Raw genomic sequence first — 10268 nt, forward strand, 5'->3', positions numbered from 1 at the left:
GGCCTCACATCCGCGCGACAGCCTTCTCGGCGCATTTGAGGAAGGTTCCGATCAGCGGACTCTGGGAATCCCGCCGCCAACAGACTGCGATGTCGAGGGAGTCGGTGACGTCACGCAGTGGTCTGAACACGATGCCACGTGGCGCGCCGAGCTGCGCGCAGGCCGGCAGGATGGCGAGACCTTCGCCGGCCAGAACCAGGCTCATCGCCGAATGCACCGTCTCCACCCGGCTGGTGATCGGCATCACGACTTGGTGCCGACGCAACAAGGGGACAACGGCAGAGGAGGCGGGCCCATGGTCCGGATGCGGGAGCGCGATCAGCGGACGGCCCTGCAGACGGGCCATTGGCACGGAGCTCAGACGGGCGAGTGGCGAGCGGATCGGCATGGCCAGCATGAAGGGCTGCGCACCGATCCGTGCGACCTGGATCTCAGGATGATTGATTGCCGGCATGCATAGCGCGACCGTGACGCTGCGGTCGAGCACGCGGGCCTCCCGCGTCGAGGCGCTGAGCTCGGCGAAGCCGAGGTCGACGCCGGGAACTGCGCGGCGCAGCTCGGGGATGAGCCGCGGCAGCATCGCATTCGCCAACACGAACATGTAGCCCACCGACAGCCGCCCGCGCCGTCCCGAAGCAACCGCGCGCGCGGCTTCGGCCCCGTCGGCCGCAAGGGCGAGCGCTTCGCTGGCGCGCGCCAGCAGCGCCTGACCCGCCTCGGTCAGGTCCATGCCGCGGGTGCCGCGGCGGAACAGCGGTGCGCCAATCTCGGCCTCGAGCTTGCGGATCTGGACCGAGAGCGGCGGCTGCGCCATCCGGAGCCGCTCAGCCGCCTTGCCGATGCTGCGTGCCTCGGCGACGGCGACGAAATAGCGGAGCCGGCGAAGATCCATTGGCATACCGAAAGCGTATGGGTTGGCGACAAAAATCGTATTGGACGGCGAGTTAACAAAACTGTCATTCTCGCTGTCAATGTCTTTGGGCCAACGGCGGCCCCCGCTTCGGAGCGCAACGTGACGATGAACGGCGATCCTTGTCTCTTGTCCGCAACCGAGCTGCGCGGCCTCGTCGCCGAAAAGCGGATTTCGCCGGTCGAGATCGTCCGCGCGGTTCTTGCGCGCGCCGAGGCGCTTCAGCCCGCATTGAACTGCTTCATCACGCTGTGCGGTGATGAGGCGATCGCAGCTGCGCGCGAAGCCGAGCGCAAGGTGATGGCCGGCGAGCCCCTCGGCCTGCTGCACGGCATCCCCGTCAGCGTCAAGGACATCGTCAATACCAAGGGTGTGAAGACCACCTTCGGCGCCGTTCCCTACAAGGACAATGTGCCGAACGAGGATGCCGTCGCCGTTGCGCGGCTGCGCAGCGAGGGCGCGATCCTGATCGGCAAGACCACGACGCCGGAATTCGGCAGCAAGTGCCTGACGGACTCGCCCTTGTTCGGCCGCACCCGCAATGCGTGGGACGCGCGCCGTTCCTCCGGCGGCTCCAGCGGCGGCGCGGCGGTGGCGGTGGCGAGCGGTATTGCGCCGCTCGCGATCGCGACCGACGGCGGCGGCTCGACGCGGATTCCGGCCGCCTGCAATGGCGTGGTCGGGCTGAAGCAGAGCAACGGCGTCGTCCCGCACAGCCAGGCGCTGGACGTGTTCGGCAACCAAACCTATGTCACGCCCACCACCCGTACCGTCGCCGACACCGCGTTGATGATGCAGGCGATGGCCGGTGAGGATGCTTGCGATCCCTGGTCGATCGGCGTCCCGGTGCCTGATTTCATCGGCACCGCCGCCCCGCGCGGCGATCTGCGCGGGCAGAAGATCCTGTTCTGTGCTTCCCCGCCCGGGCGCCCGGTGTCGTCGGACGTCGCGGCCAGCTTCAAGGCGAGCCTTGATCGGCTGGCGGAGCTCGGTGCCGAGCTCGAAGAGTTCTCCGGCGACGGCTTCGACATCGAGCCGATCTGGCGCGCCATCAACCACACGGTCTGGCGCACGCGCTTTGCAAAGCTCGCGGCCGAGCACAAGGACGAGCTGAGCGAGGCCTTGCTCAAGCAGCTTGCGCTCGCAACCGAGGTCAGCGGCGTCGACTATCAGGAGGCGATGTTCGCGCGCACCGCGCTGTTCCGCCGGGTGCAATCGTTGCTTGCGCGCGGGCACCTGCTGGCGATGCCGACCCTGACGCGCACCGCGCTGCCGATCGACCAGGACCTGTTTGGCACCATCGAGATCGACGGTAAGCGTTTCGACAGCGTCCGGCCGCATTGGTTCCCCTGGACCATGCCGTTCAACATGACCGGGCATCCCGCCGTCAGCCTGCCCTGCGGTTTCGGCCGCGACGGCCTGCCGATCGGGCTTCAGCTCGTCGGCCGCTTCCGCGGCGACGCCGAATTGCTGCGCGTGAGCGCGCTGTTCGAGGCTTCAAGCGACCTTCTGTCCCGCTGGCCGGCCTGAGGAGATGGGCATGCAGCAAAGAGCTTGCCTCCGGCGGCCAGACATGTTGATCGTGCCGCGGGTGAGCCCTGAAGCTGAGCACGCATGAGCGTCTTTGTCCTCCGACGTCTGTTGACCTTGCTGGCGACGCTGGTCGGCGCCTCGCTGATCATCTTCCTGGTGCTCGACGCGCTGCCCGGCAACGCCGCGCAGATGCTGATGGGCGCCGATGCCTCGCCGGACGCCGTCCGCGCGCTCACCGTCAAGCTCGGGCTCGACCAGCCGCTGGCGGTTCGCTATCTGCAATGGATCAAAGGCCTCCTCGTCGGCGATCTCGGCAACTCCTATGTCTACGGCACGCCGGTCGCGAGCCTGATCGCGGAGCGGCTGGTGCTGACCATTCCGCTCGCGATCATGGCCATGACAGTCACGGTGACGCTGGCGCTCTCCGCCGGCATCTACACCGCCGCCAACCACAACAAGCTCGGCGACGTCGGCGTGATGTCGCTGACGCAGGTGGGCATCGCGCTGCCGAACTTCTGGTTCGCAATCCTTCTGGTGCTGTTGTTCTCGGTGCGGCTGCAATGGCTCTCGGCGGGCGGCTTTGCCGGCTGGGACGATGGCGTCTGGCCCGGCATCAAGTCGCTGCTGCTGCCGGCGATCTCGCTTGCGGTGGTACAGGCCGCGATCCTCGCGCGGGTCACCCGCTCGGCCGTGCTCGAGGTGCTGCGTGAGGACTTCGTCCGCACGGCACGTGCGATAGGGCTCGGCAAGCGCGAGGTGCTGTGGCGCCACGTGCTGCGCAACGCCATGATCCCCGTGATGACCGTGATGGGGCTGCAATTCGCCAATCTGCTCGCCGGCACCATCGTGATCGAGAACGTGTTCTACCTGCCGGGCCTCGGCCGCCTGATCTTCCAGTCGATCGCCAACCGCGACCTGATCGTGGTGCGCAACTGCGTGATGCTGCTCGCGGCCATGGTCGTCGTCGTCAATTTCGTGGTCGATGTGCTCTATGCCTTCATCGATCCCCGTATCAAGGTGCACGACCTGTGAGCGCGCCCCTGACCATTGACGCGCCGGTTGCAACGCGGCCGCTGCCGGCCCGGACGTTTTGGCGCCGCGCACTGCGCCATCGCAGCTTCGTGCTCGGCGGTGCACTGAGCCTGCTGGTGCTGGCCTCGGCGCTGCTGTCGCTGGTGTGGACGCCGTGGTCGCCCTATGAGATCGACATCGCTTCGAAACTCCGGCCGCCGTCTTCGGCGCACTGGCTCGGCACCGATTCCTTCGGCCGCGACATCGTCTCGCTGCTGCTCGCCGGCGCGCGTTCGACCATCATGGTCGGCATCATCGCGGTGAGCATCGGTCTCAGTTTCGGCGTCTGCCTCGGCTTGATCGCCTCGGCCAGGCGCGGCTGGACCGAAGAGATCATCATGCGCTTCGCCGATTTCAGCTTCGCCTTTCCGGCCGTGCTCTCTGCGATCATGCTCGCCGCGGTGGTCGGGCCGGGCATGGTGACCTCGATCGTCGCGATCGGGATCTTCCAGATTCCGACACTGACGCGGCTGACCCGCGGTTCGGCCAACGCGATCTGGGCGCGCGAATTCGTGCTGGCCGCGCGCGCCGCGGGCAAGGGGCGCTTCCGCATCACCATCGAGCACGTCCTGCCCAACATCTTGTCGATCCTGATCGTGCAGGTCACCATCCAGTTCGCGCTCGCCATTCTCGCCGAAGCCGCTTTATCCTATCTCGGCCTCGGCACGCAGCCGCCGCAGCCGTCATGGGGCCGCATGCTGAACGATGCGCAGACGCTGCTGTTCCAGTCGCCGATGCTCGCGGTCTATCCGGGCGCTGCGATCGCCATCGCGGTGCTCGGTCTCAACCTGCTTGGCGACGGACTGCGCGACCTGCTCGATCCCAGACTGGCGCGGGAGCGGTGACGATGGCTGATCCCGCAACCATGCCGCTGATCGATGTCGCCAATCTCGGCGTGCGCCTCAACACCAGCCGCGGGCCGGCGCAGGCCGTGCGTGGCGTCAGCTTTGCCCTCAAGCGCGGCGAGACGCTCGGGCTCGTCGGGGAATCCGGCTGCGGCAAGTCGGTCACGGCACTCTCCCTGATGGGGCTGCTGCCTGACAGCGCGGTCGTCAGTGGCAGCATCAAGCTGGATGGCAACGAGCTCGTCGGGCTTTCGGATGCCGATTATTGCCGCCTGCGCGGCAACCGCATCAGCATGATCTTCCAGGAGCCGATGACCGCGCTCAATCCGATGCACACGATCGGCCATCAGGTCGCCGAGCCGCTGCGGCGTCACAAGAGATACTCGGCGTCGCAGGCGCGCCGCGAGACGATCGCCTTGCTCGACCGCGTCGGGCTGCCGGATCCCGCACGGCGCGTTGACGCCTATCCGCACCAGTTCTCCGGCGGCCAGCGCCAGCGCATCACCATCGCCATGGCACTCGCCTGCGAGCCGGACCTGTTGATCGCGGACGAGCCGACCACCGCGCTCGACGTCACCATCCAGGGCCAGATCCTCGACCTCATCGCCGATCTCGTCGAGGAGCGCGGCATGTCGATGATCCTGATCTCGCACGATCTCGGTGTCATCGCCGAGAACGTGCAGCGCATGATGGTGATGTATGGCGGCACCGTCGTCGAGAGCGGGCCGACCGACGAGGTGTTCCGGCGCATGGGGCATCCCTATACGCAGGGCCTGTTCCGCGCCCGGCCGAAGCTCGGTGCGCGCAAGGGGACGCGGCTGAAGACGATCTCGGGCACGGTGCCGGAGCTCGCCGATCTGCCGTCCGGCTGCACCTTCTCCGATCGGTGTCCGCTGGTGATCGATCGGTGTCGCGCCGCGCTGCCGCCGATGGTGGACGTCGGACCCGGCCATTTCGTGCGCTGCATCAGGACGGACGTGTCGATGGCTGAACGCGTCGGAGCGCTGACCGCATGACCACCGCAGCCGAGCCGCTTCTCGACGTGAAGGATCTGGTGCAGCGTTACACGCTGCCGCGTGAAAGCCTGTTCCGGCCGCCGGGGCAGGTGCGCGCGCTCAATGGCGTGAACGTGCGGGTCGCCGCCGGCAAGAGCCTCGGTGTGGTCGGCGAGTCCGGATCGGGCAAGTCGACCTTCGCACGGCTGGTGATGGCATTGGAGCGGCCCACCTCGGGCCAGGTCGCGCTGCTCGGCCGCGATCTCAACCGCATCTCTGCCGACGAACTGCGCCGTGCCAGGCGTGATTTCCAGATGGTGTTCCAGGACCCTTACGGCTCGCTCGATCCGCGCCAGACCATCGCCCGCATCGTCGCCGAGCCGCTCACCGTGCTGGAGGAGGCAGATCGCACCAAATTCCGCGAACGCGTCGCCGCGGTGCTGCGCCAGGTCGGCTTGCGCGATGCGGACATGGAGAAATATCCGCACGAATTCTCCGGCGGCCAGCGCCAGCGCATCGCGATTGCGCGTGCGCTGATCACGCAGCCGAAGCTCATCGTGGCGGACGAGCCGGTCTCCGCGCTCGACGTCTCCGTGCAGGCGCAGGTGCTGAACCTGATGCAGGACCTCCAGGAGCAGTTCGGCCTCAGCTACATCCTGATCAGCCATGACCTCGCCGTCGTCGACTATCTCTGCGACGAGGTCGCGGTGATGTATCTCGGCCGGATCGTCGAGCAGGGGCGGCCGGAGGATCTGTTCGAGCGCTGCGCCCATCCCTACACGCGGGCGCTGCTCGATGCCGTGCCGCGGGCGCGCGCCGGCGGCGGCCGGCGGCGGCGCGGAGCCCAGGCGATCGCCTCGCAAGCGGCGGCCGCGGCCGGATGCCCCTATGTGGCGCGCTGCCCGCTTGCCGACCAGCATTGCCGCGAGGTGGCGCCTGAGCTACGCAAGGTGGGCGAGGGGCACCTTGCCGCCTGCCACAAGGCCGAAGCCGTGATGGCGTTGCCGCGGGCGGCCATGGAAGGTTAGTGTCCGGGGCAGGATTGGCGTAGGCTGGAAACAGAGATGGCCGGGGAGTTACGCATGTTGAGGAAACTATCGATCGTCGCCTTTGCCGCCGCGCTCGTCGCTGCGCCGCTGCCGGTGCTGGCGCAGAGCAAGAAGGACAGCGTCGTCATGGCGATGGCGCTGGAGCCGCCGGGGCTCGATCCCACCAATGCCGCCGCCGCTGCGATCGCCGAGGTCACGCTCTACAACATCTACGAGACCCTGACCAAGATCAACGAGGATGGCACCACCTCGCCCCTGCTGGCCGAGAGCTGGACCGCTTCGCCCGACCTGAAGACCTATACGTTCAAGCTGCGCAAGGGCGTCAAATTCCACAACGGCGAGCCGTTCAATTCGGCCGCGGTGAAGTTCTCGTTCGAGCGCAACGCGGTGCCCACCAGCACCAACAAGGACAAGAGCCTGTATCAGAGCTTCGAATCCGTTGCTGCGCCCGACGCCGAGACGGTCGTCATCACCTTGAAGAATTCGGAGCCGAACCTGCCATTCCTGCTGGGACAGGCGAGCGGCTCGATCGTCGAGCCGAAGAGTGCGGCCACCAATGTCACGCAGCCGGTCGGCACCGGGCCCTATCAGTTAGGGGGCTGGGCCAAAGGCTCCTCGATCACCCTGACCAAATGGGTCGACTACCGCAACGCCGCTGCGGTCAAGCTGTCGAAGGTGACGATCCGCTTCATCTCCGATCCGGCGGCGCAGACCGCCGCGCTGCTCTCGGGCGACGTCGATGCGTTCCCACGCGTCTCGGCCCAGCGCACCATCGCCCAGTTCAAGGCCGACCCGCGTTTCACGGTGCTGGTCGGCGGCTCCAGGGCCAAGACCATCGTCGCGATCAACCACCGCAAGAAGCCGCTCGATGACGTCCGCGTTCGCCGCGCCATCCTCGCTGCGATCGACCGCAAGGCGATGATCGACGGTGCCGTCGATGGCTTCGGTACGCCGATCGGCAGCTTCTACGTGCCGGGCGCGCTCGGCTATGTCGACACCACCGGTATCAACCCCTACGATCCCGAGAAGGCCAAGAAGCTGCTCAGCGAGGCCGGCGTCACCACGCCGCTCGAATTGTCGCTCAAGCTGCCGCCGCCATCCTATGCGCGGCAGGGCGGCGAGATCGTCGCAGCCCAGCTCGCCAAGGTCGGCATCGTCGCCAAGATCGAGAACGTCGAATGGGCGCAGTGGCTGTCGCAGGTGTTCGCCGGCAACGGTCCGCATAATTTCGACCTCACCATCGTCAGCCATGTCGAGCCGTTCGATCTCGTCAAGATCACCGAGCCGGACTACTACCTCGGCTACAACAACGAGAAGTTCAACGCGCTCTACAAGCAGATCGTCGCGACACCCGACGAGGCTGGTCGCGCAAAACTGCTCGGCGACGCCCAGCGCATGCTGGCCACCGACGCCGTCTCCGCCTACCTCTACCAGCCCCAGCTGATCACCATCACCAACAAGAAGCTGAAGGGTGTCTGGAAGGACGTGCCGCAATACGAGAACGATTTCTCGACCTGGGCCTGGGAGTAGGATCGCTCGATCAAGTCGAGCCTGTCGCTTCAATTTTTGGCCTCTCCCCATCGGGGAGAGGCCAATCGTTTGGCAGGTCCAAAACAAAAACCTGAAAAACAACCCCATGCACAGTAGCCAGGGGTAGTCATTTCAATGGTTTACGCCTTGCGCGGCTCAAAGGTCGACGCGATGCGCTGAGACATTGACCCGTCGGGCAAAACACCGGCATTATGCCATCATCGCGGCCTCATGGTTCGGGACGCGCCGTCAGGCGAGGCACGCCATGAACAAGCCATCCTGCCGCGATGCTGGCATCGCCGCGGCTGCCTCTGGCGCCGAGGCGCCGATCCCTCTGAAGCTCGACAATGCACCGCTGAGCGATATCGCTCAGGCCTTGGCCAGTGAGCAGGTCACTGCGACGGCGCTGACCAAGGTTTACCTCGCGCGCATCGAGGCCTACGACCGCAACGGGCCCGCGCTCAACGCCGTGCGCGCGCTCAATCCCGATGCGCTCGCGATCGCGGGCAAGCTCGACGGCACCAAGCCATCGGCCAAGCGGCCGCTGGCTGGCATCCCGATCCTGGTGAAGGACAACATTGCGACCGGCGACGAACAGCCGACGACGGCGGGCTCGCTGGCGCTGGAAGGCGCGCGTGCCCGGGACGATGCCACAATCGTCAAGCTGCTGCGGGACGCGGGCGCGGTGATCCTGGGCAAGGCGAACCTGACCGAGTTTTCCAACATGCTCGCGATCGACATGCCCGCGGGCTATTCATCGCTGGGCGGGCAGGTGAAGAATCCTTACGCGCCCGCGCTGGTGGACGATCGCGGCATCCCGGTCGTGTCCCCGGGGGGATCGAGCTCGGGTTCGGCAGTCGCCGTGGCGGCCGGGCTGTGTGCGGCTTCGATCGGCACCGAGACCTCGGGCTCGCTGCTGTTTCCCGCCAGCCAGAATGGCCTCGTCACCGTGAAGCCGACGGTCGGGCTGATCAGCCGTGCCGGCATCGTGCCGATCGCGCATAGCCTGGACACCGCAGGGCCGATGACGCGCACGATACGCGATGCGGCGCTGCTCCTTAACGTGCTGGCGGCGAACGACCCGCGCGATGCGGCGACAGAGCTGCAACGGCGGCCAGCCGATTACACCGCCGACCTCACGCAGGATGCGATGAAGGGCGCGCGTATCGGCGTGCCGAGCGACCCCGCCGACCCGCTGAACGATCCCTTCTACGGCAAGCTGCCACCCAAAGGGGCGAAGGTGATGGCGGAGGCGATCAAGCTGCTGGAGGATCTCGGCGCCGTGATCGTGCGCGCCAGCATGCCGACGGCCGGCTGGATGAGCGGACCAGGTACGATCATGGCCGTGCTCAACCGCAATCCGCTGAGCCCTAACAAGGGCAATCCAGTCACGCAGCGGATCGTCTTCCTCTACGAACTGAAGCGAGATCTCAACCTCTACCTGAGGGATTGGGTGACCAATACCGCCATCAAGACCATCACCGACATCGTGGCCTTTAACGAAGCGAATGCAGGCAAGGCGCTGCGTTTCGGCCAAGACCTGTTCCTCGCCGCCGACCTCACCAGAGGCGACTTACGCGAACGCGAGTACAAGTCGGCACTTGCCATGGACCTGCTCAGCGCCAGGACCCGCGGCATGGATGCCTACATGAACCAGCACAAGCTCGATGCCGTGCTGTTCCCCGGCAGCGGAGGCGCCGCGATCGCCGCTAGGGCAGGCTATCCCAGCGTCATGGTGCCCGGAGGCTTCATCTCGGGGACGACCGACGGCAAGGACACGCCCGACTATCCGCTCGGCGTCACCCTGGCAGGCCGTGCCTGGAGCGAGCACAAGCTGCTGCGTCTGGCCTACGCCTATGAGCAGGCCTCCAACATGCGCAAGCCGCCGCCAGGGTTGAGTGCGCTTTAGACTTCATTCCTTGCGCGCTTGTTAGCGCGCAGGTGCTCCGGACGGCATGCACTGACAAAATCGGATGTCTGCTTTTGCAGACAATGCGGACACGCGGTCCCGCCCGCGGAAGGTCATCTTGTGACCCTGGCTGTGTGAAAAGCCACGAGTCAGCTACGATTCCTCCGTTTCCTGATGGGGGATACGGATGGGACGCTTCGTTGAAGGTGCGGACAGATCCCAGCTGACGCTCTTGCCGGAATGTTTGGAGGATTGGGTAAGCGAAGACAACGCGGTCCATGTGATCGACGTGTTCGTCGAGGCGCTCGATCTGCATGGAATGGGGTTTGAGCGTGTGATCGCCAAGGAGACGGGCCGGCCCTCCTATCATCCGGCAGTCCTTCTGAAGCTTTACATTTACGGTTATCTCAATCGGGTGCAATCCAG

General features: G+C 66.1%; 9 protein-coding genes. 8 read left to right on the forward strand and 1 reads right to left on the reverse strand.

The features are described 5' to 3' along the window. Positions 1-4: 4 nt before the first annotated feature. Positions 5-892, reverse strand: a complete 888-nt coding sequence (locus BLV07_RS28010; protein WP_091892400.1) for a LysR family transcriptional regulator — start codon at positions 890-892, stop codon at positions 5-7. Positions 893-1018: 126 nt separating this feature from the next. Here BLV07_RS28010 and BLV07_RS28015 point away from each other — a divergent pair, with 126 nt between their 5' ends. From BLV07_RS28015 to BLV07_RS28050, 8 genes are all read left to right on the forward strand, one after another. Continuing rightward, positions 1019-2440 (forward strand): amidase, encoded by a 1422-nt coding sequence (locus BLV07_RS28015; protein ID WP_176945806.1) that lies wholly within the window; start codon positions 1019-1021, stop codon positions 2438-2440. Positions 2441-2524: 84 nt separating this feature from the next. Continuing rightward, on the forward strand, positions 2525-3475 hold the full coding sequence (locus BLV07_RS28020; RefSeq protein WP_091892404.1) for an ABC transporter permease: 951 nt from the start codon (positions 2525-2527) through the stop codon (positions 3473-3475). Next, positions 3472-4359 carry an ABC transporter permease gene (locus BLV07_RS28025; RefSeq protein ID WP_091892406.1) on the forward strand — a complete coding sequence of 296 codons (888 nt, stop codon included), beginning with the start codon at positions 3472-3474 and terminating at the stop codon, positions 4357-4359. Before BLV07_RS28020 ends, BLV07_RS28025 begins: the two co-directional genes overlap by 4 nt. Before the next feature lie 2 nt (positions 4360-4361). Further along, the gene (locus BLV07_RS28030) at positions 4362-5375 is read left to right on the forward strand and encodes an ABC transporter ATP-binding protein (RefSeq protein ID WP_176945801.1); all 1014 of its coding nucleotides are present in this window, start codon (positions 4362-4364) and stop codon (positions 5373-5375) included. Further along, entirely contained in the window at positions 5372-6382 is a 1011-nt protein-coding gene (locus BLV07_RS28035) for an ABC transporter ATP-binding protein (RefSeq protein WP_091892410.1), read from the forward strand. The genes BLV07_RS28030 and BLV07_RS28035 overlap by 4 nt, the downstream gene beginning before the upstream one ends. 54 nt (positions 6383-6436) lie before the next feature. Next, positions 6437-7933: an ABC transporter substrate-binding protein gene (locus BLV07_RS28040; RefSeq protein WP_091892412.1), complete on the forward strand. Its 1497-nt coding sequence runs from the start codon at positions 6437-6439 to the stop codon at positions 7931-7933. 265 nt (positions 7934-8198) lie between these two features. Then, positions 8199-9842, forward strand: a complete 1644-nt coding sequence (locus BLV07_RS28045) for an amidase family protein (RefSeq protein ID WP_091892414.1) — start codon at positions 8199-8201, stop codon at positions 9840-9842. Between the two features lie 187 nt (positions 9843-10029). After that, a partial coding sequence (locus BLV07_RS28050; RefSeq protein WP_143035505.1) for a transposase occupies positions 10030-10268 on the forward strand: 239 nt, incomplete at its 3' end.

The sequence above is a fragment of the Bradyrhizobium sp. Rc2d genome (assembly GCF_900099855.1).
Lineage (GTDB): Bacteria > Pseudomonadota > Alphaproteobacteria > Rhizobiales > Xanthobacteraceae > Bradyrhizobium.

What these genes read in the sequence shown, in the direction of transcription:
- BLV07_RS28010 (WP_091892400.1), bottom strand. Translation starts at nt 892, where the DNA reads ATGGATCTTCGCCGGCTCCGCTATTTCGTCGCCGTCGCCGAGGCACGC.
- BLV07_RS28015 (WP_176945806.1), top strand. Translation starts at nt 1,019, where the DNA reads ATGAACGGCGATCCTTGTCTCTTGTCCGCAACCGAGCTGCGCGGCCTC.
- BLV07_RS28020 (WP_091892404.1), top strand. Translation starts at nt 2,525, where the DNA reads ATGAGCGTCTTTGTCCTCCGACGTCTGTTGACCTTGCTGGCGACGCTG.
- BLV07_RS28030 (WP_176945801.1), top strand. Translation starts at nt 4,362, where the DNA reads ATGGCTGATCCCGCAACCATGCCGCTGATCGATGTCGCCAATCTCGGC.
- BLV07_RS28035 (WP_091892410.1), top strand. Translation starts at nt 5,372, where the DNA reads ATGACCACCGCAGCCGAGCCGCTTCTCGACGTGAAGGATCTGGTGCAG.
- BLV07_RS28040 (WP_091892412.1), top strand. Translation starts at nt 6,437, where the DNA reads ATGTTGAGGAAACTATCGATCGTCGCCTTTGCCGCCGCGCTCGTCGCT.
- BLV07_RS28045 (WP_091892414.1), top strand. Translation starts at nt 8,199, where the DNA reads ATGAACAAGCCATCCTGCCGCGATGCTGGCATCGCCGCGGCTGCCTCT.